This is a genomic window from Phytohabitans sp. LZ39, assembly GCF_059359075.1.
Map to the genome: position 1 here is coordinate 48199 of NZ_JCADBM010000039.1, position 24942 is coordinate 73140.

General features: G+C 70.8%; 22 protein-coding genes. 13 read left to right on the forward strand and 9 right to left on the reverse strand.

Annotated elements, in window-relative coordinates; translation table 11 throughout:
* The first annotated feature begins 10 nt into the window (after positions 1-10).
* Positions 11-1279 (forward strand): DUF1800 domain-containing protein, encoded by a 1269-nt coding sequence (locus AC5L36_RS43395; RefSeq protein WP_441224560.1) that lies wholly within the window; start codon positions 11-13, stop codon positions 1277-1279.
* Entirely contained in the window at positions 1280-2533 is a 1254-nt protein-coding gene (locus AC5L36_RS43400; protein WP_441224562.1) for a DUF1501 domain-containing protein, read from the forward strand.
* A gap of 16 nt (positions 2534-2549) precedes the next feature.
* Here the strand turns inward: AC5L36_RS43400 and AC5L36_RS43405 are convergent, their stop codons facing one another.
* From AC5L36_RS43405 to AC5L36_RS43415, 3 genes are read right to left on the reverse strand one after another with little or no spacing between them, the layout of a single operon-like run.
* Complete coding sequence (locus tag AC5L36_RS43405; protein ID WP_441224564.1) at positions 2550-3602, reverse strand: LCP family protein; 1053 nt, start codon at positions 3600-3602, stop codon at positions 2550-2552.
* A gap of 53 nt (positions 3603-3655) precedes the next feature.
* Positions 3656-4900: an RNA polymerase sigma factor gene (locus AC5L36_RS43410; protein WP_441224565.1), complete on the reverse strand. Its 1245-nt coding sequence runs from the start codon at positions 4898-4900 to the stop codon at positions 3656-3658.
* 27 nt (positions 4901-4927) lie between these two features.
* Complete coding sequence (locus AC5L36_RS43415) at positions 4928-7075, reverse strand: LamG-like jellyroll fold domain-containing protein (protein WP_441224566.1); 2148 nt, start codon at positions 7073-7075, stop codon at positions 4928-4930.
* Positions 7076-7239: 164 nt separating this feature from the next.
* On the opposite strand from AC5L36_RS43415, the gene AC5L36_RS43420 reads away from it, so the two are divergent.
* The 6 genes from AC5L36_RS43420 (at position 7240) to AC5L36_RS43445 (ending at position 13907) form a co-directional block, all read left to right on the forward strand.
* Positions 7240-8256, forward strand: coding sequence for a sigma-70 family RNA polymerase sigma factor (locus AC5L36_RS43420; protein ID WP_441224567.1), 1017 nt, complete (start codon positions 7240-7242; stop codon positions 8254-8256).
* Positions 8257-8273: 17 nt separating this feature from the next.
* On the forward strand, positions 8274-8816 hold the full coding sequence (locus tag AC5L36_RS43425; RefSeq protein WP_441224569.1) for a dihydrofolate reductase family protein: 543 nt from the start codon (positions 8274-8276) through the stop codon (positions 8814-8816).
* Positions 8817-9002: 186 nt separating this feature from the next.
* The gene (locus AC5L36_RS43430; protein ID WP_441224571.1) at positions 9003-10397 is read left to right on the forward strand and encodes an ABC transporter substrate-binding protein; all 1395 of its coding nucleotides are present in this window, start codon (positions 9003-9005) and stop codon (positions 10395-10397) included.
* A 56-nt stretch (positions 10398-10453) separates the two neighbouring features.
* Complete coding sequence (locus AC5L36_RS43435; RefSeq protein WP_441224572.1) at positions 10454-11407, forward strand: carbohydrate ABC transporter permease; 954 nt, start codon at positions 10454-10456, stop codon at positions 11405-11407.
* Between the two features lie 2 nt (positions 11408-11409).
* The gene (locus tag AC5L36_RS43440) at positions 11410-12282 is read left to right on the forward strand and encodes a carbohydrate ABC transporter permease (RefSeq protein WP_441224574.1); all 873 of its coding nucleotides are present in this window, start codon (positions 11410-11412) and stop codon (positions 12280-12282) included.
* An 8-nt stretch (positions 12283-12290) separates the two neighbouring features.
* The gene (locus tag AC5L36_RS43445) at positions 12291-13907 is read left to right on the forward strand and encodes a glycoside hydrolase family 13 protein (protein ID WP_441224575.1); all 1617 of its coding nucleotides are present in this window, start codon (positions 12291-12293) and stop codon (positions 13905-13907) included.
* 265 nt (positions 13908-14172) lie between these two features.
* Here AC5L36_RS43445 and AC5L36_RS43450 read toward each other — a convergent pair whose 3' ends face one another.
* The gene (locus tag AC5L36_RS43450) at positions 14173-14694 is read right to left on the reverse strand and encodes a snapalysin family zinc-dependent metalloprotease (RefSeq protein ID WP_441224577.1); all 522 of its coding nucleotides are present in this window, start codon (positions 14692-14694) and stop codon (positions 14173-14175) included.
* A gap of 90 nt (positions 14695-14784) precedes the next feature.
* Positions 14785-15288 (reverse strand): hypothetical protein, encoded by a 504-nt coding sequence (locus AC5L36_RS43455; RefSeq protein WP_441224578.1) that lies wholly within the window; start codon positions 15286-15288, stop codon positions 14785-14787.
* Positions 15289-15359: 71 nt separating this feature from the next.
* Here AC5L36_RS43455 and AC5L36_RS43460 point away from each other — a divergent pair, with 71 nt between their 5' ends.
* From AC5L36_RS43460 to AC5L36_RS43480, 5 genes are all read left to right on the forward strand, one after another.
* A complete protein-coding gene (locus AC5L36_RS43460) occupies positions 15360-16247 on the forward strand; it encodes an ion transporter (protein ID WP_441224580.1) in 888 nt (295 codons plus the stop codon).
* A 19-nt stretch (positions 16248-16266) separates the two neighbouring features.
* Complete coding sequence (locus AC5L36_RS43465; protein WP_441224582.1) at positions 16267-17463, forward strand: RtcB family protein; 1197 nt, start codon at positions 16267-16269, stop codon at positions 17461-17463.
* A 17-nt stretch (positions 17464-17480) separates the two neighbouring features.
* The gene (locus AC5L36_RS43470) at positions 17481-17978 is read left to right on the forward strand and encodes an SRPBCC family protein (protein ID WP_441224583.1); all 498 of its coding nucleotides are present in this window, start codon (positions 17481-17483) and stop codon (positions 17976-17978) included.
* A gap of 408 nt (positions 17979-18386) precedes the next feature.
* Positions 18387-19154 (forward strand): methanethiol S-methyltransferase, encoded by a 768-nt coding sequence (gene mddA, locus AC5L36_RS43475; protein WP_441224585.1) that lies wholly within the window; start codon positions 18387-18389, stop codon positions 19152-19154.
* The gene (locus AC5L36_RS43480; RefSeq protein WP_441224587.1) at positions 19135-21279 is read left to right on the forward strand and encodes an alpha/beta hydrolase; all 2145 of its coding nucleotides are present in this window, start codon (positions 19135-19137) and stop codon (positions 21277-21279) included. Before mddA ends, AC5L36_RS43480 begins: the two co-directional genes overlap by 20 nt.
* Here AC5L36_RS43480 and AC5L36_RS43485 read toward each other — a convergent pair whose 3' ends face one another.
* The 4 genes from AC5L36_RS43485 to AC5L36_RS43500 form a co-directional block, all read right to left on the reverse strand.
* On the reverse strand, positions 21280-22158 hold the full coding sequence (locus tag AC5L36_RS43485) for an aminoglycoside phosphotransferase family protein (protein ID WP_441224588.1): 879 nt from the start codon (positions 22156-22158) through the stop codon (positions 21280-21282). It lies immediately after the preceding gene.
* A 346-nt stretch (positions 22159-22504) separates the two neighbouring features.
* Positions 22505-23413 (reverse strand): class A beta-lactamase, encoded by a 909-nt coding sequence (bla, locus tag AC5L36_RS43490; protein WP_441224589.1) that lies wholly within the window; start codon positions 23411-23413, stop codon positions 22505-22507.
* On the reverse strand, positions 23413-24387 hold the full coding sequence (locus AC5L36_RS43495; protein ID WP_441224591.1) for a serine hydrolase domain-containing protein: 975 nt from the start codon (positions 24385-24387) through the stop codon (positions 23413-23415). Before AC5L36_RS43495 ends, bla begins: the two co-directional genes overlap by 1 nt.
* Before the next feature lie 34 nt (positions 24388-24421).
* Positions 24422-24751, reverse strand: a complete 330-nt coding sequence (locus tag AC5L36_RS43500) for a DUF952 domain-containing protein (protein ID WP_441224593.1) — start codon at positions 24749-24751, stop codon at positions 24422-24424.
* Between the last annotated feature and the right edge of the window lie 191 nt (positions 24752-24942).

A 24942-nucleotide genomic window follows, 5' to 3' on the forward strand; every position in this document is an offset into this window, starting at 1 on the left:
GTTTCGAAACATGACTCAGGACGTCGCGCTGTTGCTGGCCCGGGCCAGCTTCGGGCCGACGGCCGCCGAGCTTGCGGTGGCGCGCAAGGCGGGCTACACGGCCACGCTGTCCACGTTGCTCGATCCACAGCGGCCCGACATCGGCGCGACCAGCGCACCCGAGCCGCGACTCGGCCTGGATCCGTACGCGGACCTGCGCAACCCGACGGATCAGCAGCGGGCCAAGGCCTACGCCTTGCGGGATCGGCAGATCGAGGTCATCACCCGCTGGTGGCTCGACCGGATGACCGTCGCCGACCACCAGGGCCTGGAAAAGCTCGTCTTCTTCTGGCACGGCCACTGGGCCACATCGGTCGACAAGGTCCGCAGCTCCCAGCTGATGCTCCTGCAAAACCGCACCATCCGGCAGGCCCGCGACTTCGCGGAGATGACCCGCAAGATGGTGCTGGATCCCGCCCTCGTGTACTGGCTCGACGGCCACCTCAACACCAAGAAGTCGCCGAACGAAAACCTCGCCCGCGAGCTGATGGAGCTCTTCCTGCTGGGCATCGGGCAGTACACCGAGAAGGACGTGAAGGAAGCCGGGCGGGCGCTCACCGGCTACCGGGTCAGCCTCGGCTCGGAGGCCTGCATCATGCAGCCCGAGCACTACGACGGCGGCCGCAAGACGATCCTCGGCGTGACCGGCGCGATCGACGCCGTCGGCCTGGCCAACCTGTTGCTGCGCCGCAAAGAGTGCCCGCGCTTCATCGCCTCCCGTATGTGGTACAGGTACGCGTCGTCCAGCCAGCCGATCCCGGAAGCCACCCGGGAGGCGATGGCGGCCGTGTTTCCGGCGCACCGGGCGATGCTGCGGGTGCTCCTCGAAGACGAGGCCTTCGGAGCGACCGCGAAGACGATGGTCAAGCAGCCGGTGGAGTGGCTCGTGGGCGCGATGCGACAGCTCGGTCTGCGGCTCGGCGGCCTGCCGCCGGAGACCCTCACCACGATCCTCACCGGCCTGCGCGCGATGGGCCAGGTGCCGTTCGCACCACCGAGCGTCGGTGGCTGGGCGGCGGGTGGGGCATGGCTCACCTCGGCCGCCGGTCGGGTCCGTCTCGTCCTGGCCGGCACGCTCGCCAAGCTGGCCGCGGTCGACAAGCTCACGCCCGAGGAGGTGGCGTACATCCTCTGCGTCGACGGGTGGACCGACCGGACGTACACGGTGCTGCGCGAGGTGAAGGACCCGCGCCACATGCTGACCCTCGGCATGGCGAGCCCGGAATACCTGGTGACCTGAATGGACGCAGTGACCCGCCGCAAGTTTCTGCTCGCCTCCGGCGTGGCCGGTGTGGGCGCGCTGATGGCCGGCACCACCGCCGTCGGGATCGCCGAGCTGCTCCAGAAAGGCGCCGAAGCGGGCCCCGGCAAGGCCGACCAGAAGCTCGTCCTGGTCACCCTCTACGGCGGCAACGACGGCCTCAACACCGTCATCCCGTACGCGGACGGCGCGTACTACCGGGCGCGGCCCGATATCGCCTACGCGCCCGAGCGGGTCCTGCGGCTCGACGACGCGTTGGGGCTCAACCCTAAGCTGGCCGGGTTCAAGCGGCTCTGGGACGAAAAGCACCTCGCGATCGTGCGCGGGGTCGGCTATCCGCGCCCCGACCGCAGCCACTTCCGCTCGATGGACATCTGGCAGACCGGCTCGCCGCTCACGCCGGTACACACCGGGTGGGTGGGGCGCTGGCTCGACGGCACGCGGGCGGCACCGGAGGCCGCGGTGAGCTTCGAGCCCGTGCTGCCGGTGCTGCTCGCCGGCGAGACCCGGGCCGGCGCGTGCGTCAGCATCGGCGGGCTCGCGCTCCCGGAGGGCATCGACCTCCAGATGGTCGCCGGGCTCGGCCACCAGCAGCCCGGCGAGCCGGCCCATCAGGCGCACGCCGCGACGTCGTACACCGACCTGCTGGACGTGGAGCACATGGTGCGCGAGGTGGAGCACGCCGCCGGCACGACCGACAAGGGCGCCGCCGCGCCGGACGTGCCGGCCACCGGCACCGGTGGGGCCAGCGTCCTGTCCACGCAGCTCGCGCTCGTCGCGCGGTGCGTCGAGGCGGGCGTGCCGACCCGGGTGTACTCGGTGAGCCTCGGCGGCTTCGACACGCACGCCAAGGAGATCGCCGGTCACGAGCTGCTGCTCGCCCAGCTCGACGCCGCACTGACGTCCTTTGTGGACCGGATGGCGAAGACCGAGGCCGGGCGGCAGGTCACGGTGGTGGTCTACAGCGAGTTCGGCCGCCGGGTGCACGGCAACGCGTCGGAGGGCACCGACCACGGCACCGCCGGTCCGGTCTTCGTGCTCGGTCACCGGGTCGCCGGCGGCTTCTACGGCGAGCAGCCGAGCCTCACCAACCTCGACGACGGCGACCTCAAGTCCACGATGGACTTCCGCCAGGTCTTCGGCACGGTGATCGGCTCGGTGCTCCAGGCCGATCCGGCGAAGTACATCGACGGCTTCGAGGGCGACGTGTTGCCCTTCGTGGCCGCGGGCTAGCGCTTGCGTTCGCCGCTTACTTCGCCGCGTTGAGCAGGTCCGGGACGGAGTCGCGGCGGACCGCGTCGTAGAGCGCCTTCGCCTTCTGCGGGTCGTCGAGCACCACGCTCTCCGAGCCGACCCGCCCGGAACCCTTGTTGGGGCTGGTGAGGAACGTCAGGCTGCCGCTGCGCAGGTGGCGGAGCTCGGTCGCGGTGTCGAAGACGCTCATCGTCTCGTCGACCGAAACCGCGTCCGCGGTGGCCCGGAGGAACGAGTTGAGCCGGCCCGGGTTGGTTAGCAGCCCGCCGGAAGCCGCCTTGTCCAGCACCGCCTTGATGAGCTGCTGCTGGTGGCGCATCCGGGCGAAGTCGCCGTCGCGGAACGCGTACCGCTCGCGGGCGTAGTCGAGCGCGGCGGCACCGTCGAGCGTCTGCGGACCCTTGGTGAACTTGCGGTGTGGCTTGTGGATGGACGTGAAGCTCTGCTCGACGTCGATCTCCACACCGTCGAGCGCGTCGATGATCTCCTGGAACCCGGCGAAGTCGATGATCGCCACGTGGTCGACCCGCACGCCCGTGTACTTCTCCACGGTCTGCACGGTCAGCGGGATGCCACCCCAGGCGAAGGCCGAATTGATCTTCGCGTCACGCCCGCCGTGCTGGCCGTCCTTCGACTTCGGCACGCTCACCCACAGGTCGCGCGGGATGGAGATCATCTGCGCGCTGCCCCGCCCCTTCGGCAGGTGGGCCAGGATGATCGTGTCGCTGCGCGTGCCGGTCGTGTTTTCCGGATCCCGCGAGTCGCTGCCCAAGATCAGGATGTTTTTGGCGTCGTCGGCCACCTTCTGCGGACGCGACTCCGCCGGCACGTCCTTGAAGGCGTCGACCCGATCGATGCTGCCCTCCACCGACCGGTAGTAGAGGCCGCCGGCGATCAGCCCACCACCGGCCAGCAGCGCCAGCACCAGCAGCGTGATGAGGACGATCGTTCGCCCCCGGCGCGACTTCTTCTTCGGCGGCTGTGGATCCTCCGGGATCTCGATGACCTCGGTGGAGTCGTGATCGGCGAACATCGGGCCCCGTGACATGCGCCCGATGGTACTGATTCACACAATCGGATGGCGCCCTCGGGACGCGGAGTTTACAAAGCGCGAGCCCGCTCCAGCAGCAGCTCTCGCTCGCGGAGGTTGCGCGCCAGCCCCGCCGCCCGCGCCAGCTCGACACCCGCCTCCTCCTTGCGTCCCAGCTTTACCAGTAGGTCGGCCCGCACGCTGGGTAGCAGGTGGTAGTCCTTGAGTGTCGGCTCAGCCATCAGCTCGTCGACGAGCTTGAGCCCCTCCTCCGGCCCGTACGCCATCGACACCGCCACCGCGCGGTTGAGCTCTACGACCGGTGACGGCGCGACCACGGCGAGCTGCTCGTAGAGGGCGGCCATCCGCACGAAGTCGGTCTCCTCGGCGGTACGCGCCCGGGCGTGCACGGCCGCGATCGCCGCTTGCAGCGCGTACGGACCCCGCGCACCGCCCAGCTTTTCGGCGCGGTCCAAGGCGGCGAGTCCACGGCGGATGAGCAGCTGGTCCCAGCGGCCGCGGTTTTGCTCCATCAGCAGCACCGGCTGGCCCGATGGACCGACCCGGGCCGCGGACCGCGATGCCTGGATCTCCATCAGTGCCACAAGGCCGTGCACCTCCGGCTCGCGCGGCACCAGCCCGGCGACGATCCGCCCGAGCCGCAACGCGTCTTCGCACAACGCCGGCCGCATCCAGTCGTCGCCAACGGTGGCGGTGTAGCCCTCGTTGAAGATGAGATAGATCACCTCGAGGACGGACGCCAGCCGGGCCGGCAGCTCCGCACCGCTCGGCACCTCGAACGGCACGCGCTTTTCGGCCAGCGTCCGCTTGGCCCGCACGATCCGCTGGGCGACGGTGGACTCGGATACCAGGTATGCCCGCGCGATCTCCTCGGTGGTCAGGCCACCCAGGACCTTCAGCGTCAGCGCGACGCGGGCCTCCGTCGAGAGCACCGGGTGGCAGGCCGTGAACACAAGGCGCAGCATGTCGTCGCCGATGTCTTCGACCGCCGCGTCGAAGTCGGGCGTGTGCTCCGTCTCCAGGTCACGCCCCAGCTCCTCCACCTTGCGGTCGAACCGCTCCCGGCGGCGGAAGTGGTCGATCGCCCGGCGCTTGGAGATGGCCATGAGCCAGGCACCGGGGTTGTCCGGCACACCCGACTCAGGCCACTGCTCCAGCGCGGCGACGAGGGCATCCTGCGCCAGCTCCTCGGCGAGCCCGACATCGTGGGTCATCCGCGCGAGACCGGCGATGAGGCGGGCGGCCTCGATCCGCCACACCGCCTCGACCGTCCGTTTGACGTCAGCTCCAGCCACGCCCCGATCAAACCACGACCACGGCGGTCAGTCCTGCTCGTCGTGCAGCTCCGCCACCTGGGCAGCGGTCATAGCACTCTGGTACACGTACATGTCGTCGAGCCCGCCGAACCAGAGCTCACCGATGCCGGCACCGGACCGCGCGGCGCCCACTGTCAGCGCACCGTTCGCCGGCGCGGCGGAGGAGTACGCCGTGGTGGCCGCGAGCTCGCCGTTCACGTACAGGCGCAGCTGCCCCGCGGGCGCGTCGTAGACACCGACGAGGTGCGTCCAGACCGTGGTGTCCGCCGCCGTCGCGACGGCCTGGGCGCCCGAAGCCGCGAACGTCCAGTGCTGCTCCCTGACGCCAAGCGTGAACGCCGACCCGGTCGCACCTTGCTGGGACAGCGCAGTCATGTCGTCGCCGGTCACCCGGCTCGGACGCACCCACAACGACACCGTGTACGACTGGTCGGTGCGCAGCACCGGCGCGTCCGCCCACTGGTCCGGCTCGCCGGGCGCGGCGACGTTGCGCTGGGTCACGGCGTACTCGACAGTGGCGAGGCCGTGGAACGGGTCGCCCGCCTCGGCGAAGTGCACGCCGTCCAGCAGAAGGGCGCCGTTGCGCTGGCTGTAGTCGACGTCCGACCCCTGCCGGAAGCGCAGCCAGCGTTCCCACGCATCCGTGGGCGGCGCCATGCACCAGAGCGGGTCGATCGAGTCGTCGTAGCAGGAGCCGCCGTTTCCGAACTCCCAGTGCCCGACGCTCGCCGGTGCGAGCAGGCCCGGCTCGAACGCCGCCGGGTCACCGGTGAGGTCCTCCTGGCGGAGCACCCGGTCGTACACGAACATGCTCGCGACCTCGCCGGCGAACCCGCCCCCGTCCGCGTCGCCGTACCGGTCGCGCCCGACCACGAACGGGCCTGTCGCGTCCCAGCCGTCGCCGTACGCCGCGAGCCAAGCCGCCGACGGGGTGGCCGTGGCGACGAGCGCGCCGTCGAGGTAGAGCCGGACCTCGTGGGCGGCCGCGTTCCAGACGCCCGCGACGTGCCGCCAGTGCGGGCCGGTCGACGCCGCCGGGGCCCACGCGTCCACCGTCGCGGCGTCCACGCGGTCGGCGTCGGCCACCCGCATGCCCCATCGCGCCGTGGCGCAGTCGAACGTCAGGAAGAAGGCGCTGGTGTGCGCGCCGTCGACGGAGGCCACCGTCTGACGCCCGGCGCAGGGCAGCGACGGTGTACGCACCCAGGCGGCCACCGAGTAGCTCCGCGAGGTGCTGACGACGGGTGCGCCGGCGGAGGCGTACGACGTGGCGCTTCCAGCGAAGCCGGCGGTCCGCGCGCCGATCAGCCGGGCGTCCGCGACCCAGGTGAGGTCATGCGGCGTGAGCGGGGTGTCCGCCCTCGCCGCGTTCAGGTCGGCGAGCGCGTTTTCCTCGGTCATGCCCAGATAAGCCTCCAGGCCCCACCCGGCCACCGCCACCGAAGGCTCGGGCACCGGGACCTCGACCGAGACGATGGGCCCGTGGTTGCCGGTCGCGTCGATCGCCCGCGCGAACAGGATGTTTGTGCCGTATCGCGACGCGTTCAGCGTCACCGTGGCGGTCCGGCCAGTCCCGGCGCCCGTCGCGGGCACCTCGGTGACGGGCGGGTCGGTCCAGCCATAGCTGAATGTGACGACGTCCGGGGCCGGCGAGTCGAGGCGGAACGTGCCCGGCTCGCCGAGGCCCGCGGGCGGCGTCACCACGGTCACGGTCGCCGTGGGGACCACGGTGTCGACCGTGAACACGCACCACGGCGACCAGGGGCTCGTCTGGCTCCGCGGCGCCGGGTCGGTGCCCTTGACCCGAAACGCGTACCGCTTCGCGTTCGCGAGGCCGGACAGCGGCGAGGTCGTGGCCCGGCTGTTCGCCGAGGCCGTGGTCTGCGGCGGCGCGGGCAGGCGTGGGGTCCACGGGCCCCAGACGCCGGACGCCGGCACCTCCAGCCACTCCCACGTGCCGGTGATGGACTCGTGCGAGTCGACGTCCGGGAAGACGGCGGACAGCGTCGGCGTCACCGTGCCGATGCTGATGCCGGCGTTCGTGCAGGCGACGCCCGAGACCTGCAAGCCGGTCGGCGCGCCCGGCCGGGCGTCCCGCACGGCTCCGGCACCCGCCGCGGAGGCGGCGGCCGGCACCGTCAACGCCAGCGGCACCGCGACCACAATCGTCCACAATCGACCAACGCGCACCGGGACCCCCGCAGAGTCTGCTCGTGGGAAAAGTGTGCGCACGATAACCGCGTGGGGTGGCGTGTAGTCAAGCTCGATTGGCAAATCCGTCAAGGATTTACGGAGCCATCACGGTAGCGTTCGCGGTTATGGGCGATGGGTCCGCGTTCGCGGAGATGGTGGAGCGACACCGGCGGGAGCTGCGGGTGCACTGCTACCGGATGCTCGGCTCGTACGACGAGGCGGAAGACCTGGTGCAGGAGACCTTCCTGCGGGCGTGGAAGGGGCGGGACGGCTTCGCCGGCCGGTCGTCGCCGCGGGCCTGGCTCTACCGCATCGCCACCAACGCCTGCCTCGACACGCTGCGCGGCCGCGCCCGCCGGGTGCTCCCGCAGGACCTCGCGCCGGCGTCCGACCCGACCGCCGACCTGCCGCCGCGCACGGACATCCCGTGGCTGCAACCCTTTCCGGACGGCGCGGCGCCGGTCGAGACCGAGCCGGACTCCGTCGCGGTCACGCGGGAGACGATGGAGCTGGCGTTCCTGGCCGCGATCCAGCACCTGCCGCCGCGGCAGCGGGCCACCCTGATCCTGCGCGACGTGCTCGGCTGGTCGGCCAAGGAGGCCGCGTCGGCGCTGGACGCCAGCGTCGCCTCGACCAACAGCGCGCTCCAGCGGGCCCGGGCCACGCTGCGCGAGCACCTGCCGGAGCACCGGCTGGAGTGGACGCAACCGCTCGGCCCGACCGAAGAGGAAATGGCGGTCGTCCGCCGCTACGTGGAGGCGGTCGAGCGGGCCGACCTCGTCGCGCTCGCCGACCTGCTGGCCGAGGACATCCGCGCGGTCATGCCGCCGTGGCCGATGTGGTTCGCCGGCCGGGACGCGGTGCTGGCCACCCTCAGGGCGAGCTGGGACCCCGCGGGGCCTTACTACGTGGGCCGCTTCCGCATGGTGCCGACGGCGGCCAACGGGATGCCGGCCGTGGCGGGATACGTGCGCGCGCCTGGCGACGACACCTTCCGGGCGTTCGCGATCGGTGTGATCCGGGTCGAGGGAGGGCTTGTCGCCGAGCTCAGCGCCTTCCACGACACCGGCCTGTTCAAGGCTTTCGGGCTACCGATGACTTTTCCGGCCGCCGACGTCTCAACGGGTGTAACCGACACCTGACGGGAAAGAGGCAGCTCATGGCAAAGATGCTCTACGCGGCGACGATGTCGCTGGACGGGTTCATCGCCGGGCACGGCGGCGACATGTCCTGGCTCAAGCCGTACTTCGGGCCCGACCCCGAGATGGACGGCCTGGTACACCGGATCGGCGCGTTGCTCGTCGGCCGGCGCACGTTCGAGGGGGACGACCCCAACAAGGGCACCGAGCACGAGGGGGCCTTCGGCGGCGCGTGGGACGGCCCGACGTTCGTGCTGACCCACCGGGTCCCGCCCGAGCCGGTGCCCGGCGTGACGTTCGTGGACGACCTCGGGAGCGCGGTCGCGGCGGCCAAGGAGGCGGCCGGCGACAAGTACGTCAACATCCTCGGCGCCAACGTCGCCCGCGAGTGCCTCGACGCCGGCCTGCTCGACGAGGTGCTGGTCAGCGTCGCGCCGGTGATGCTCGGCGACGGCACGCGGCTGTTCGAGCGGCCCGGCGGCGACAACGTGCGCCTGGAGCGGATCAGCCTGACCCAGGGTCCTCTCTCCACCAACATCTGGACCCGCGTCCTGCCTCGATGACGGCCTGATCCCAGGGCGGTTGCGATCACGCAACCGCCCTTTTTAGGTGCATACCGCGCGTGTCCGTCAGCTATTAGACACGGCCAAGTCTCAAGTTTGCAGCGTTCCATCAGAACCTTGCAGAAATATGTCGCGTTAGCTACGGTGACTCCACTTGCGCTCGTGCAGTTCCCGAAGGGAAGGACAATGTCCGCACCGCTGTTTCGAAGGGTCGTCGCCATAGCGGCCGCGGCCGGTGTCGCGGGGCTGAGCCTCACGGCGTGTTCCACCAAGAGCGACGACGACGGGTCGTCCTCGTCCGGCGGAAAAGTCACCATCACGGTCGACTGCCAGCCGGTCGCGTCACAGAAAGAGCTGCTGGCCAACTGGAACGCCGACGTCGACGCGTTCCAGAAGGCAAACCCGAATATCGAGATCAAGAGCGTTTCGGTCGGCACCCAGTGCAACAACCCGCCGGACTTCACCGCCCGCCTACAGGGCGGCACGACCACTGACGTCTTCTACGGATACATGACCGACCTACAGCAGGTGCTCGACTCCGGCCAGGTCATGGACATCACCCAGTACGCCAACGCCTCGACGGTGCCGACGTGGGACAGCATCGACGCGGGCGCCAAGGCGGCGTTCTCCGACGGCGGGAAGGTCTACGGCATCCCGACGAAGAACTACTCGATGGGCCTGGTCTACAACAAGAACCTGTTCCAGCAGGCCGGGCTCGACGTCAAGAACCCGCCGAAGACCTGGGCCGAGGTCCGGGAGGCCGCGAAGAAGATCTCCGCACTCGGCAACGGGATCGCCGGGTACTCGGAGTACAGCGCGGGCAACACCGGCGGCTGGCACTTCACCGCGGAGCTGTACTCGCTCGGCGGCCAGATGGTGACCGAAGACGGCAAGAAGGCCGACTTCAACAACGCCATGGGCAAGCAGGTGCTGCAAACGCTCAAGGACATGCGCTTCACCGACAACAGCGTCGGCGCGAAGCAACTGCTCCAGTGGCCGGACCTGCTCACCAACGCCGGCGCCGGCAAGGTCGGTATGTTCGTCGGCGCGCCGGACGCCACCACCGCGATCGTCACCCAGTTCCAGGGCAAGTACCAGGACTGGGCGATGGGCCCGATGCCCGGCCAGGACGGGCCGGCGAAGGCGACGCTCGGCGGCGGCGAGGGCTACTTCTTCAAGAAGGGCCTGAGCAAGGAACAGGTCGAGGCCGGCCTGAAGTGGCTGGCGTTCCAGAAGCTGACGCCGGGCAAGGGCCAGTTCGACTACGTGCGGGCCAAGCCGCAGAACAACCCGGTCGGCCTGCCCCAGCCGCAGCTGTTCACCGTCGGCAGCGACGCGTACAAGCAGGAGCTCGAGCAGCGCAAGGCGAACGCCAACGTCACCGTCGACGACTTCGCGGTCTTCGAGAACAACCCGGTGCCGGTGAAGGTGGAACCGCCGAACGCGCAGGCGATCTACGCGGTGCTGGACGCGGCGATGTCCGCGGTGCTGACCGACTCGAAGGCGAACATCGACCAGCTGTTGAAGACGGCCGAGGAGAAGGTGAACCAGGTGCTCGCCACTGGCGGCACCGGTAGCTGACCCAGCGTGCGGGGGCCGGCGCGACCGGCCCCCGCTCCGTCCACACAGGAGTCTTCATGGCGACAATCACGGCGCACGGCAAACCTGCCGGGGTGTCCGGGCCGCGGCCGCGGCCGCCCGCCCGCCGGCAGGGCCGGCGTAAGCGCCGGCTCCAGAGCAACCTCACCGGGTACGCGTTCCTCTTCGGCGCCGTGGTCTGTTTCGCCGTCTTCTCGTGGTACCCGATGATCCGCGGCGTCGTGATGAGCTTTCAGCGGACGCGGCGTGGAGAGACGACGTGGGTCGGCTGGGACAACTACGAACGCATCGTCAACGACCCGAGCTTCTGGACCGCCTGGAAGAACACCTTCTACTTCACCGCGCTCGCGCTGATCCTCGGCTACGCGGTGCCGTTTCTCGTCGCGATCCTGCTCAACGAGTTTCGCCACGCCAAGGGCTACCTGCGCATCCTGGTGTACCTCCCGGTGATGCTGCCGCCGGCGTCCGCCCTCTTCCTGTTCAAGTACTACGCGTACGACCCGAGCGACGCCGGCCTGTTCAACGCGATCCTCAAGTTCTTCCACCTGCCCACGTCGGAGTGGATGCAGTCGACGACGATGACGATGCCCGCGATGGTCATCGCCTCCACGTGGATGAACATGGGCGCCGCCGTGCTCATCTACCTCGCCGCGCTGCAAAATATCCCCGGCGAGCTCTACGAGGCGGCGGAGATCGACGGCGCCGGGATCTGGCGGCGGATCTGGAACGTGACGATCCCGCAGACGAAGCTGATCCTCTCGCTGATGGCGATGCTCCAGATCGTGGCCACGATGCAGCTCTTCATCGAGCCACTGATCCTCGCCAACGGGGCCGGTACGCAGGATTCGGCCACCTCGGTCGCGTACCTCATCTACCAGCACGGCTTCTTCCAGAACGACCTCAACGGGGCCGCCGCTCTCGGTGTGATCATGCTCGTGGTGCTGGCCGGCTTCTCGTTCGTGTACGTGCGACTCACGGCGCAACAGGACTAGACATGACGCGAACCTTGATTTCTCACGCACAGATGCGGCGCGGACGGGGCAGGTACGTCTACTGGACCCTTCTCACCGTCGTCGTGCTCGTCTTCACGCTGGTCTTCATCGGCCCGCTGTACTGGATGGTCACCGGCGCCCTCAAGTCGGGCCAGGAGATCGCGCAGACCCCGCCGACGCTGTGGCCGAAGGATCCGCGGCTGACCAACTACACCGACGCGTGGAATCAGCTCGACCTCGCCAAGCTGCTCTTCAACACGTTCTACTACGCGGCCGGCGCGCTCGTCTTCCAGCTGGTGCTGGACACGGCCGCGGCGTACGCCCTGTCGAAGCTGCGCCCCGCCTTCGGCAACGCGATCCTCGGCCTGATGCTCGCCACGCTGATGATCCCGGCGATGGTGCTCATCATCCCGCAGTACGTGACGGTCATCGACCTGCCGATCCTGCACGTCAACCTGCTGGACTCCCCGCTGGCGCTGTGGCTGCCCGCGGTGGCGAACGCGTTCAACATCTTCCTGCTGAAGCGCTTCTTCGACTCGATCCCGGAGGAGATCATGTCAGCGGCCGTCATGGACGGTGCGACGCCGCTCCGTACACTGTGGTCGATCGTCCTGCCGATGTCGCGGCCGATCCTCGGCGTGGTCTCCATCTTCGCGGTCACCGCGGTGTGGAAAGACTTTCTCTGGCCGAAGCTGGTCATGCCGTCGCCCGAGACCCGGACGGTCAGCGTCGGCATCTACGCGTTCTCCGGTGGTACCCCGATGAACGTGGTGGTCGCGGCCGCGGTCATCGCGGCGATCCCGACCATCGTCTTCTTCCTGATTTTCCAGAAGAGCATCATGTCCGGCCTCACCGCTGGCAGCCTGAAAGGCTAGGGACCTTAGTGGGTGACAACCACTGGTGGCGCTCCGCCGTCATCTACCAGATCTATCCGCGCAGCTTCGCCGACGGCAACGGCGACGGCATCGGCGACCTGGGCGGGGTACGCGCCCATCTCGACCACCTGGCCTCGCTCGGCGTCGACGCGGTCTGGTTCAGCCCCTGGTACGCCTCGCCGCAGGCGGACGCCGGCTACGACGTCGCCGACTACCGGGCGATCGACCCGGTCTTCGGCACGCTCGCCGAGGCGGAGGAGCTGATCCGGGAGGCGCACGCGCTCGGCATCCGCATCATCGTCGACGTGGTGCCGAACCACTGCTCGGACAAGCACGCGTGGTTCGTCGAAGCGGTTCAGAACGGCCCCGGTTCGACCGCCCGCGACCTGTTCTGGTTTCGCCCCGGCCGCGGACCGGACGGTGACCTGCCGCCGAACGACTGGCAGTCCATCTTCGGCGGCCCCGCCTGGACCAGGGTCGAAGACGGCGAGTGGTACCTGCACCTGTTCGCGCCCGAGCAGCCCGACCTCAACTGGGAGCACCCGAAGGTCCGCGAGGAGTTCGAAGACGTGCTGCGCTTCTGGCTCGACCGGGGCGCGGACGGCATCCGCATCGACTCGGCCGCCTTGCTGATGAAGGACGGCACGCTCGCCGACTTCGACCCGGCCCACCCGCCGGTCCCGCACCCCTTCCAGGACCGGGACGAGGTGCACGAGGTGTACCGGGCGTGGCGGACGATCGCCGACAGCTACCCGGAGCCACGGGCGCTGATCGGCGAGGTGTGGCTGCCCGACGCGGAACGCTTCGCCGCGTACCTGCGCGAGGACGAGATGCACACCGCGTTCAACTTCGCGTTCCTCGGCTGCCCCTGGGACGCCGCCGCGCTGCGCGCCACCGTCGACGAGACGCTGGCCGTGCACGCACCGGTCAAGGCCGCCGCGACCTGGGTACTGTCCAATCACGACGTTCCCCGTCACGTGACCCGGTACGGGCGCGCGGACACGTCGTTCACATTGGACTTTCGCCAGCTGGGCGCGCCCACCGACCGGGCGCTGGGGCTGCGGCGGGCCCGCGCCGCGCTGCTGCTCAACCTGGCGCTGCCCGGCTCGGTCTACCTGTACCAGGGTGAGGAGCTCGGCCTGGAGGAGATCGAGGACATCCCGGACGCACTCCGGCAGGACCCGATGTTCTTCCGCACCGCCGGTGAAAACCTCGGCCGTGACGGCTGCCGCGTGCCGATCCCGTGGTCCGGCACCGCCCCGCCGTTCGGCTTCAGCCCGCCCGGCGCCACCGCCGACCCGTGGCTCCCGCAGCCGGCCAGCTGGCGCGACCGCACCGTGGAGGCCGAGTCGGGCGACCCGGACTCGATGCTGGAGCTGTACCGCCAGGCCCTGCGGCAGCGGCGCGCCCGACCGGAGTTGGGTGACGGCCCGTTCGCCTGGCTGCCCGGCCCGGACCGGGTGCTGGTGTTCAGCCGGGGCCCGGCGGCGACGTTCGCCTGCGTGGTCAACCTGTCCGACGTGCCGATCGCTCTGCCCGCGCCCGGCACGGTGGCACTGTCCAGCAACCCACTGGACGGCGACCTGCTCCCACCGGACACCGCCGCCTGGGTGGTGAGGGACTAGAAGCGTCCGGAGCTAGGGTCGCCGCGGCCTCGCCCATCCGCCGCCGGTCCCGCTCACCCCTTGCGCCCTGCCCTCAAGAGGGCAGCCCTGTCACTGTCTGGGCGGGTATACGGGAGCCCTGTTGGGAATTCACGCCCAAGAGGGCTGCCCTCTTGGGGCCAAAGTGGGCCGGATGCACGCTGATCCAGGGCTGGATCGCCGCACACCCGATGCCCGGCTCGGAGCTGGTCCGCTGGTTGTCCGCCGCCGATCTACCGGCCGAGCGTCAGCTCCAGGCGTAGACGCCCGCTGGCGCCGGCGTGGCACTGCCGGCGAAGAGCTGGTCGACCCGGGCTCGCTCGGCCGCGCTGGGGTTGGCGTTGGCGCAGGAGACCGGTGCGCTGCTGCCGGACATCAGGTCCGAGCAGAGGCCGGTGCGGCGGTCGGGCAGGCCGAGGATGTGGCCCCACTCGTGGGTGGCGATGCGGGTGCGGTTGTAGCCCTGGTTGACCGCCTGTCGGCCCATGTAGATACGGCCCGAGCCGAGCCCGGTCACGTACGCGCGCGGCCATCCACTGTCGACGTAGATGACGACGGTCGCGGGCGAGCCGGCTTGCAGCCGCACGTTGGTCACGCTGCTGTTCCAGATCTGGGCCGCCTGCGCGAAGTTCGTCGCGAACTCGCCGGCCCGGCTGGCGTCGTAGTAGACGATCCGCGGCGCCGCGGCCGCGGGCGCGTCGGCGAGGACCTGGACGCCGACGAGCGACATGGAGAGCGCGAGGAGGCCCAAGAAGGCGCGTCTGAGCATTGTGGACTCCTTGTGGGAGCTGACATCGATGCTCGACAATCTACCGGCCCGGCGTACGGCGCGCGGCATAGCAGTTCGCCCATAGCGCCGCTACCGCGTCCCCATCGGCAGCAGGCCGGCCACCGCCGGCGTGAACACGTCGATCAGGTCCCACAGCTCGCGCGCACCCGTCGCCACACGCGCCACCTGCGGATCGGTGTGCCGCAGGAAGGCCAGGTGGCGGCAGGCGTGCGCGGCGACGTCCACCGGACGCACCACCGCCGGGCTCGGCGTGAGCGGGTCGGGCCCGCGCGTAGCCGGCAGGTCGAGCACCGGCTCGGCCGCCGCGGCCGGATCCGGGTCGGGCAGCGCCACGTACGTGAGCACGATGCCACCGGCGGTGTGTCGCCACGACGTCGAGTGCAGCAATCCCACACCCGGGCCGGCCAGGCTCCGCGCGCAGGCGTCCGGGTGCTCGCCAGCACCGAGCTGCCCTGACACGGTGCGGAAGCAGAGCCGTCCGCTCCGTGCGCTCAGCAACACGGTCTCGACGTGCGCCCGGACGCCCGGGATCATCGCAGCGGAGCCCGGCGGCTCGTCACCGCCAGGTTCCATGCCGGCACTCTACCTTGTTGCCACAAGCTGGCAAGAACGAACCGCACGCGACAGTCTGGGAGGAGCTCGCCGTGCCGCCATCGCGCCTGGCTGACCGCTGTAGCCGCATCGTCCATTCCCGCGCCTTCGAGGTCGCCATCGTCGTAATCATCGGCGCGAACGCGGTCGTGCTCGGCCTGGAGACCTACCCGCACCTCGGGATGGCAGGTCCCCCGTTGCACCTGCTGGAGTGGTTCTTCCGGGCGGTGTTCGTCACCGAGATCGTCATCCGCATCCTCGCTTACGGCCGCCGCCCGCAAGACTTCTTCCGCCACGGCTGGAACGTCTTCGACTTCCTCGTCATCGCCGCCGCCTTCATCCCCGGCCTGCACGGGGAGTCGCCGATCCTGCGGGTCATCCGCATCGCCCGCGTGGTGCGGCTGGTGCGCTTCTCCCCCGGCCTGCGCACGATCGTGGCGGCGCTGCTGCGCAGCCTTCCCGGCGTGGGTGGCTTCCTGGCGCTGGCCATGGTGACGCTCTACGTGTACGGCATGGCCGGCTGGCTCATCTTCCGCCATCACGCGCCCGACGAGTACGGCACGATCGGGCGGGCGGTGCTCACCCTCTTCGTGCTGCTGTCGCTGGAAAACCTGCCCCAGCTCGTCGAGCAGGGCATGGCGCTGTCGCCGTGGACGCTCGTGTACTACGTGAGCTACGTGCTCATCACCGCCAACCTGCTGCTCAACATCCTCATCGCGGTCATCGTCAACTCGATGGAGGAGGCCCGCCGGCTGGAGATGACCGAGCGGATGGCGGCCGACGAAGACGGCGACGGCGTGCCCGACGAGATCGACCGCATCGCGATCAGCCAGCGCCTGGACGACCTGCGCGAGCTGGTCGCCGAGCTGGAACGGGAACTGCGCATCGAACGCGACGAGCCGTCGTCGCGGCCGAAAACGCCGTTGCCGCGCGGCCCGTGATCTCCTTACCGTTTGAGGCATGGGATACGAACTGCTCGCCGGCACCAAGGCGCCCGTACGGGTCTGGACCGACCCGTACGGCATCGAGCCCGAGGCCGCACAGCAGCTCCGTAACATCGGTCAGCTGCCGTGGGTCGAGGGCGTCGCCGTCATGCCCGACGTCCACTTCGGAAAGGGCGCGACCGTCGGATCCGTCATCGCCATGCGGCAGGCCGTGTCGCCGGCGGCCGTCGGCGTCGACATCGGTTGCGGCATGTCCGCGGTGCGCACCTCGCTGACCGCGGCCGACCTGCCGGACAACCTCGGCCCGCTGCGCGCGGCGATCGAAGACACCATCCCGGTCGGCTTCGCCCAGCGCGACAGCGAGGTCGTCCCGCGCCGCGTTCGCGGGTTGGAGCAGTCCGGGTGGGACGCGTTCTGGCGGCGGTTCGGCACCCTCCACGATGGCGTGTCCAACCTGGAGGGTCGGGCTCACCACCAGATGGGCACGCTCGGCGGTGGCAACCACTTCATCGAGGTCTGCGTCGAGCAGGGCTCTGATGACGGCCAGGTGTGGCTCATGCTCCACTCGGGCTCGCGCAACATCGGCAAGGAGCTCGCCGAGCGCCACATCGCCATCGCCCGCCACCTGCCGCACAACACCGACCTGCCCGACCGCGACCTCGCCGTCTTCCTGGCCGGCACGCCGCAGATGGAGGCATACCGCCGCGACCTGTGGTGGGCGCAGGAGTACGCGCGCCGCAACCGGGCCGTCATGATGGCCCTGCTCTGCGACGTCGTGCGCCAGCTCCTGCCCCAGGTCACCTACGGCGAGCCGATCAGCTGCCACCACAACTACGTGTCCGAGGAGACCTACGGCGGCGTCGACGTGCTCGTCACCCGCAAGGGCGCGATCCGGGCCGGCGCCGGCGACCTGGGCATCATCCCGGGCTCGATGGGCACCGGTTCGTACATCGTGCGCGGCCGCGGCAACCCGGACGCGTACTGCTCGGCGTCCCACGGCGCGGGCCGCCGGATGTCGCGGTCCAAGGCGAAGAAGATGTTCAGCACCGAGGATCTGGAGGCGCAGACGGCCGGCGTCGAGTGCCGCAAGGACGCCGGCGTGGTCGACGAGATCCCGGGCGCCTACAAGGACATCGGCCAGGTCATGGAGCAGCAGGAAGACCTTGTCGAGGTGGTCGCCCACCTCAAGCAGGTCGTTTGCGTGAAGGGCTGAGGAGGCACAATGGGCCGGTGCCTGTCGTCGAAGCGGTGATCACCGTCCCAGTGCCCCCGGAGCTGGCGTTCGCCGTGTCACAGACGACGGCACCGGTCCGATACCGCTGGGATCCGTTCGTGCGGCGCCAGCACTTCCTCGACGGAGCGCTCCGTCCGGGCAAGGGCGTGCGCACTTACACGCGCTCCAAGCACGGTCTCACCATGGTCAGCGAGTACGTCTCGTTCGCGCCGCCGACCAACGTGGGCATGAAAATGGTGCGCGGGCCGTGGTTTTTCGAGATGTTCGCGGGCGGGTGGCGTTTCGCACCGGCCGAGACGCCCGGAGACACGGTCGCCACGTGGCGATACAGCTTCCGCTGCCGGCCCGGGTTCCTCCGGCCGTTCCTCGAACGGGTCGGCGTGTGGGTGCTCGGCCGTGACATCCGGCGACGGATCGCCGGCTATGCCCGCGGATGCGCCGATCCGGTCGTACTCGCCGCCGCACGCGAGGCGATCACCACAGGCGACGCCTAGTTCCCGGACCGCGTCAGCGGCGGGCCGCCGCTCCCGCCGGAGACCGCGCGGGTCGGCGGCGAGCTAGCGCTCGCCGAGATCCCCGACCCGCGCTGCCAGCCCCGCGCCGCAAGCCCGCGGGGCGAACCCTTGGCGGCCAGCCCGCCGATCAAGGTCTTGCCCGTGGGCTTGCACCGCGGACCCGGCAGTGGACGGCCGGGGGTTTCGGCTCGGTCTACGAGCCGCCGGCCGGGAGCGGTGCCCGCGGGAGCATACGGCCTACAGGTGACGCGGGCATGGGCAAATATGTCTCCGTCTCAAAGCCCTCACACGCTCCCCGCCGCTGATTTCCGACACTTGTCGGTCACTCGGCCGAATGCTAGCGTCCCAGCTTATCGGTCCGTCGACCGAGCGACAGGGGGGTTGGCCATGTTCCGGCGAGCATCGGTGCTGGCGTACGGGGTGGTGTCGTACGCGCTGTTTCTCGGGGTGCTGCTCTACACGATCGGCTTTCTCGCCGGTGTGGGCGTGCCGAAAGGCGTCGACGACGGGCCCGCCGGCCCGGCGTGGCGGGCGGTGCTCGTCGACCTGCTGCTGCTCGGGGTGTTCGCCGTCCAGCACAGCGTGATGGCGCGGCCGTGGTTCAAGCGGTGGTGGACGCGGATCGTCCCGCCGGCCATCGAGCGGAGCACCTACGTCCTGGCGGCCAGCCTCGTCGTGGCGCTGCTGCTGTGGCAGTGGCGTCCGCTGACCGACCAGGTGTGGTCCGTCGAGGCGACGTGGGCGCGGGTGCCGCTCTGGGCGGGATACCTGCTGGGCTGGGGGGTCCTGACGCTCAGCACGTTCCTGATCGGCCACTTCGACCTCTTCGGGCTGCGGCAGGTGCTCGCCCGGGCACGCGACCGCCGCTACGCGGAGCCGGCCTTCCGCGAGCCGCTGCTCTACCGGCTGGTCCGGCACCCGCTGATGGTCGGTTTCCTGATCGCATTCTGGGTTACGCCGGAGATGAGCGCCGGGCGGCTGCTCTTCGCCGCCGCCGCGACGGGCTACATCCTCGTCGCCGTCCGGCTCGAAGAGCACGACCTGCGCCGCCAGCTCGGCGAGCCGTACGAGCGGTACATGGCGCGGGTGCCGCGCTTCGTGCCCCGCCCCACCGCGGTCGCCGGGAGACAGCGCCATGCGCGCCAGGCGAGCTGACGCGGAAGGCTTCGTCGAACACCTCGGCGTCAAAATCCACTACGAGGTGCACGGGTCGGGCGGACCCACGATCCTCCTGCTGCCGACCTGGACGATCGTCCACAAGCGATTCTGGAAGCTCCAGGTGCCATATCTGGCACGGCACTTCCGGGTCGTCACCTACGACGGGCCGGGCAACGGGCAGTCCGACCGCCCGGTCACGTCCGAGGCGTACGACCAGTCGGCGCAGGTCGCCTACGCGCTCGCCGTCCTGGACGCCACCGCCACCGACCGTGCTGTGGTCGTCGGGCTCTCACGGGCCGCCAACTGGGCGCTGGAGCTGGCCGCCGAGCACCCGTCACGGGTACACGGGACGGTCGTCGTCGGCGCGGCGGTGCCGCTCGCACCGCGTGACCCGGTACGTGCCGCGCACATGTCGCTGACCGGGCCGGCACCGGCGATCGAGCCGTCGGGCGTACCGGCGCTCGGCGCCGACCCGGGCGAGCACTGGGCGAAGTACAACCGGGAGTACTGGCTGGAGCGGTACGAGGACTTCCTCTGGTTCTTCTTTGGACAGTGCTTCAGCGAGGCGCACTCCACAAAGGCCATCGAGGACGCGGTCGGCTGGGGTTTGGAGACGAGCGGCGCGGTGCTCGTCGCCGAGTCCGCGGCGGCCGGCCCGAAACGGGCGACCGTCGAGGAGTGGTGCGCGCGGGTAGCCTCGCCGCTGCTCGCCATCCACGGTGACGACGACCATGTGATACCGCTGCGGTGCGGCGAGCGGATCGCCGAGCTGTCCGGCGGCGAGCTTGTGGTGCTGGAGGGCGCCGGCCACATCCCGATGGCCCGCGACCCGGTCCGCGTCAACCTGCTGATCCGCGAGTTCGCCGAGCGGTTTCGCCCACCGGCACCGGCCCGCCGCACCTGGACCCGCTGGGACCGGCGGCGCAAGCGGGTGCTGTACCTGTGCTCGCCGATCGGCCTCGGGCACGCGCGGCGCGACCTTGCGATCGCCCGCGAGCTGCGCGAGCGCCACCCGGACGCGCGGATCGACTGGCTGACCCAGCACCCGGTGACGCGGATGCTCGACGACGCCGGTGAGCACGTACATCCGGCGAGCCGGTGGCTGGCCAACGAGTCCGCGCACATCGAGAGCGAGGCGGGCGAGCACGACCTGCACTGCTTCCAGGCGCTGCGCCGGATGGACGAGATCCTGGTCGCCAACTTCATGGTCTTCCGCGACGTGGTCACGGAGGAGCGGTACGACCTCGTCATCGGCGACGAGGCCTGGGACGTCGACCACTTCCTGCACGAAAACCCCGAGCTGAAACGCTTCGGGTACGCGTGGCTGACCGACTTCGTCGGCTACCTGCCGATGCCCGACGGCGGCGAACGGGAGGCGCTGGTCGCGGCCGACTACAACGCCGAGATGATCGGCCACATCGCCCGCTTCCCGAGGCTGCGCGACCGGGCCGTGTTCGTCGGCGACCCGGACGACATCGTCGCGGACCGCTTCGGCCGCGACCTCCCGCTCATTCGCGAGTGGACAGAGGCGCACTACGACTTCGCCGGGTACGTCACGGGCTTCGATCCCGAGGAGTACGCCGACCGCGCCGCGCTGCGGGCCGAGCTCGGCTACCGGCCCGGCGAGCGGGTCTGCGTCGTGACCGTCGGCGGCTCCGGCGTCGGCGCCGACCTGCTGCGCTGCGTCGTCGACGCCTTCCCGGAGGCGTCCCGGCTGGTGGCCGGCCTGCGGATGATCGTGGTCACCGGGCCGCGCATCGACCCGGCGTCGCTACCCGCCCGCCCCGGCTTGGAGATCCGCCCGTACGTGCCGGACCTGCACCGGCACCTCGCCGCCTGCGACCTGGCGGTAGTGCAGGGCGGGCTGACGACCTGCATGGAGCTGACCGCCACCGGCCGGCCGTTCATCTACGTGCCGCTGCGCCACCATTTCGAGCAGAACTTCCACGTGGCGCACCGGCTCCGCCGCCACGAAGCGGGCCGCCGGCTCGACTTCGCCGACCTCACGCCCGACTCGCTCGCCGACGCGATCGCCACCGAGATGGGCCGCGAGGTCCGGTATCGCCCGGTCACGACCGGCGGCGCGGCCCGCGCGGCCGCCCTCCTCGCCGACCTTCTTTGATCAGGAGCGGGAGCGGAAGTCGGACAGGGCCTCGGCCACGGAGTGGCGGCCGGCGGCGGCCAGGGCCGGGTTGGTGTACCGGTAGACGCGCACCGCACCAAGGCCGGCCCGCAACGCCCAGCCGCGCCCGCGCCGCCAGGTCGCCTCGTCCACACCCACCACCGCGCGGAAGACGTCGCGGGTTCGCGCGCTCAGCAGCGCCCAGGCGGGCAGCAGGTCGGTGGCCGGGTCGCCGGTGCCGACGAGGCCGAAGTCGATGACCGCGGCGAGCCGGCCCTGCCGCGCGACGAGGTTGGCCGGCAAGAGGTCGCCGTGCAGCCAGACCGGCGGCCCGGTCCACGGTGGCGCGGCGAGCGCGTCCTCCCACACGGCGGTCGCCAGGGCGGCGTCGACGAGGCCCACGGCGGCCAGCCGCTCGATCGACTCGTGGACGTCGACGTCGCCCGGACCGACCGGCACCGCGCGGGGCGAGCGCGGCGCGCCGGCGGTGTCGATCCGTTGCAGCGCCGCGACGAACCGGCCCAGCCGCACCGCCACGTCGCGCAGGTCGAGATCGGGGCGGTCGGCGAGCGTGTCACCGTCGAGCCAGCGGTAGATCAGCCACGGGTACGGGAACTCGCCGTCCGGCACGCCCGCCCCCAGCGGCACCGGGACGTCCAGCGGCAGGCGGGGCGCCAGGCGCGGCATCCACTCCCGTTCCCGGCCCACCATCGGCGCGGCGCGCGGCAGGGCGGGCAGGCGTACCACGAGCTCGTCGCCCAGCCGGTAGATCAGGTTGTCGGTGCCGACCGTGCGGACCTGGCGCACCGGAAGGTCTGCCCACTGTGGAAACTGCTTCGCGACCAGCCGGCTGACCAGCGGCGGTCCGATGTCGATCATGCCGCCGTGCCCGTCCTGCGCACGGCGGTCCCGGCCGGCAGGTCAGCGTCGACGAGGTCGCGGTCCGGCATCCCGTGCCGGACCAACGCCAGCCGGCTCACCCCTGCGGTCACGGCGGAAGGGTACCGAGCGGACCTACAGCTCGAACGGGCTGCCCACCGCCTTCGGCCCAAGCCCGCCGCAGGCCGGCCGAAAGCGCGCCGCCGGCCCACCGCAAGCGGGGCCGCAGGCCGCCGAGCCGCCGCGGATGGATGTGATCTGCGACACTGCCCCGACATAGACGCGTTCAGCCGCTTCGAGCAGGCGGGCCTGTCCCTGCTGGTCTTCCGCCAAGCTGGCCGGCCGCCTACCTGGGGCGTAGCGCCTCGATCGCGAGGGCCGCCGCCGCCGCGATCAGCGCGTCGTCGTACTCGGCGTCCCGCTCGCCGCGGGTCGACATGATCGCCAGCACGATCGGGGCGCCGCCGGGCGGCCAGAGCACGGCGATGTCGTTGCGCGTGCCGTACCCGCCGCCGCCCGTCTTGTCGCCGACCTCCCAGCCCGCCGGTGCGGCGGCCCGGATGAGCTTGTCTCCGGTGGTGTTGCCGCGCAGCCAGCCCACCAGCACGTCACGGTCTTCGGCGCCGAGCGCGTCGCCGACCGCGTAGGCCCGCAGGTCGGTGGCGAACGCCCGGGGCGTGCTCGTATCCCGCACGTCGCCCGGCTTGGCCTCGTTGAGTGCGGTCTCGGTCCGCTCCGGGTCGCTGACGCGGTCGCCGAGACCGCGCAGCGCCCGCTCGAAGCCGGCCGGGCCGCCGAGCCGCTCCAGCAGCAGGTTTCCGGCGGTGTTGTCGCTGTATCGGACCGCGGCGTCGGCGATCGCCCGCAGCGTCATGCCCGTGCCCACGTGCTTTTCGGTCACCGGCGAGTGGCTCACCAGGTCGGCCTGCGCGTAGCGCACGACCTTGTCGAGCTCGGCGCTGCTGGTGTCGGCGAGCACGGCGGCCGCGGCGAGCGCCTTGAACGTGGAGGCGTACGCGAAACGCTCGTCCGCCCGGTGTTCGACGGTGCGGCCGGAACCGGTGTCGACGCCGAAGACGCCCAGCCGCGCCTGGAAGCGCGCTTCCAATGGTTCGAAGGCGGGTTTTTCCACTGGCGTCGAGGCCGGGGGTGTGGACGGCGGCCGGGGCGCCGGGGTCGGCTCCGGCTCCGGCTCCGCGGAACAGGCGGCGAGGGTCAGGGCGGCGACCACCGCCAGGAAGGCTCGGGCCGGCATCAGATGACGCTCGGAAACACGACTCGCTCAAGGACTGCGTCCGGAGTGCGCCACTGCTCGGGATCGTCGTAGTTGCCCGCCGCGATGGCCACGACGAGGCCCAGGGCGGGCACGACGGTCAGGCGCTGCCCACCATTGCCCATCGCGCCGACCCACGGGTGACCGGCGCCCGCGCCGCTGTACCACTGGTAGCAGTACATCCCGCCCCACTCGACCGGCAGGCGCGGCTCCAGCATCGCCCGCAGCCAGGCGGCTGGCACGACCTGCCGGCCGCCCCACTCGCCGCCGGCCCGCACCATCTCGCCGACGCGGGCCAGGTCGGGGGTGGCCAACCGCAGCCCGGACGCGGCCGAGGGCACACCGTCCGACCCGGCCATCCACTCGAACGACTCGATACCCAGCGGCGCGAAGAGCCGCTCGCCGGCGAACTCCGACAGCGTGCGGCCGGTGCCCCGCGCGATCAGCCCGCCGAGCAGCGCGCTGGCACCGCCGCTGTACGAGTAGCGCGTGCCGGGTGGCTCGACGATCGGCCGCTCGAGCACGAACCTGTAGCGGTCCGGCGCCAGCTCCATGGCGATCTCGGCATTGGCCGGGCTGTTGTACGGGATCTCCTCTTTCCACTCCATGCCGAGTGACATGGTCAGCGCGTGCTCGACCGTGAGCCGTGCCCGCTCTGGGTCGGCGGCCAGATCGGGGTACTCCGGAAAGCCGGCCAGCAGCGGCGCCGACGGCTCGGGGACGAGGCCGTCACCGAGCGCGATGCCATAGACCAGGGCGGTGATGCTCTTGGTGACCGAGCGCACGTCGTGCAGGGTGTGCGGCCCGAAGTCGACGGCACCGAGCGGCCTATTCCAGCTGTAGTCGTCGCCACTGCCGTAGTGCTCCAGCACCATCTGTCCACTATGGATCACCACGACGGCGTGCAAACCCTCGACCAGCCCGGCCGCGATCGTCTCGTCAAGTCGCTCGCGCATAGACACCCGAACAGCTTAGGCCGGGACGGCGCCGCTAGGCGGCCAGCGCCTCCTCGACGGCGCCCGCGCCGGCGACCTGGTACACGGCGGTGACAGCCGCGCGCGGCACCGGCGCGTACACGTGCGGGAAGACGCCGTCGGCCGACTCCTCCCACCGCACGCTCTCCCCCAGCGCATCCGCGTCGATGGCGGCGACCACCAGCTCCGGCTCGTCCGGAAACACCCGCAGGGCGGTGGGACCTACCTGCTCGCGCGAGGAGCAGTGGATGAACCCGGACGCGTGGTCGAACGGCGACCCGTCGAAGCGCCCGGCCGCCTCGAACTCGGCCCACTCGGCGGGCAGCAGGATCTTGTAGATCAGCACCAAGCCACCCTAGACCCGCCTCAACTGCCACGTCGGGCGGACCGGGCAGCGCCCACCGGCCACAGGGAGGTGTGACCGATGGGCGCCGCTGGCTGTCGCTATTGAACGTTGATGCGGACCGAGTCGAAGGCGGGGATCTGGTTGGCGCGCTGCATCATCGGGATGCGGTGTGAGGCGTCGCCGGCCCAGGA

Coding starts and splice junctions, on each gene's coding strand:
- AC5L36_RS43395 (WP_441224560.1), top strand. CDS start 11: ATGACTCAGGACGTCGCGCTGTTGCTGGCCCGGGCCAGCTTCGGGCCG.
- AC5L36_RS43400 (WP_441224562.1), top strand. CDS start 1,280: ATGGACGCAGTGACCCGCCGCAAGTTTCTGCTCGCCTCCGGCGTGGCC.
- AC5L36_RS43405 (WP_441224564.1), bottom strand. CDS start 3,602: ATGTCACGGGGCCCGATGTTCGCCGATCACGACTCCACCGAGGTCATC.
- AC5L36_RS43420 (WP_441224567.1), top strand. CDS start 7,240: ATGGGCGATGGGTCCGCGTTCGCGGAGATGGTGGAGCGACACCGGCGG.
- AC5L36_RS43425 (WP_441224569.1), top strand. CDS start 8,274: ATGGCAAAGATGCTCTACGCGGCGACGATGTCGCTGGACGGGTTCATC.
- AC5L36_RS43430 (WP_441224571.1), top strand. CDS start 9,003: ATGTCCGCACCGCTGTTTCGAAGGGTCGTCGCCATAGCGGCCGCGGCC.
- AC5L36_RS43435 (WP_441224572.1), top strand. CDS start 10,454: ATGGCGACAATCACGGCGCACGGCAAACCTGCCGGGGTGTCCGGGCCG.
- AC5L36_RS43440 (WP_441224574.1), top strand. CDS start 11,410: ATGACGCGAACCTTGATTTCTCACGCACAGATGCGGCGCGGACGGGGC.
- AC5L36_RS43450 (WP_441224577.1), bottom strand. CDS start 14,694: ATGCTCAGACGCGCCTTCTTGGGCCTCCTCGCGCTCTCCATGTCGCTC.
- AC5L36_RS43455 (WP_441224578.1), bottom strand. CDS start 15,288: ATGGAACCTGGCGGTGACGAGCCGCCGGGCTCCGCTGCGATGATCCCG.
- AC5L36_RS43465 (WP_441224582.1), top strand. CDS start 16,267: ATGGGATACGAACTGCTCGCCGGCACCAAGGCGCCCGTACGGGTCTGG.
- mddA (WP_441224585.1), top strand. CDS start 18,387: ATGTTCCGGCGAGCATCGGTGCTGGCGTACGGGGTGGTGTCGTACGCG.
- AC5L36_RS43480 (WP_441224587.1), top strand. CDS start 19,135: ATGCGCGCCAGGCGAGCTGACGCGGAAGGCTTCGTCGAACACCTCGGC.
- AC5L36_RS43485 (WP_441224588.1), bottom strand. CDS start 22,158: ATGATCGACATCGGACCGCCGCTGGTCAGCCGGCTGGTCGCGAAGCAG.
- bla (WP_441224589.1), bottom strand. CDS start 23,413: ATGCCGGCCCGAGCCTTCCTGGCGGTGGTCGCCGCCCTGACCCTCGCC.
- AC5L36_RS43495 (WP_441224591.1), bottom strand. CDS start 24,387: ATGCGCGAGCGACTTGACGAGACGATCGCGGCCGGGCTGGTCGAGGGT.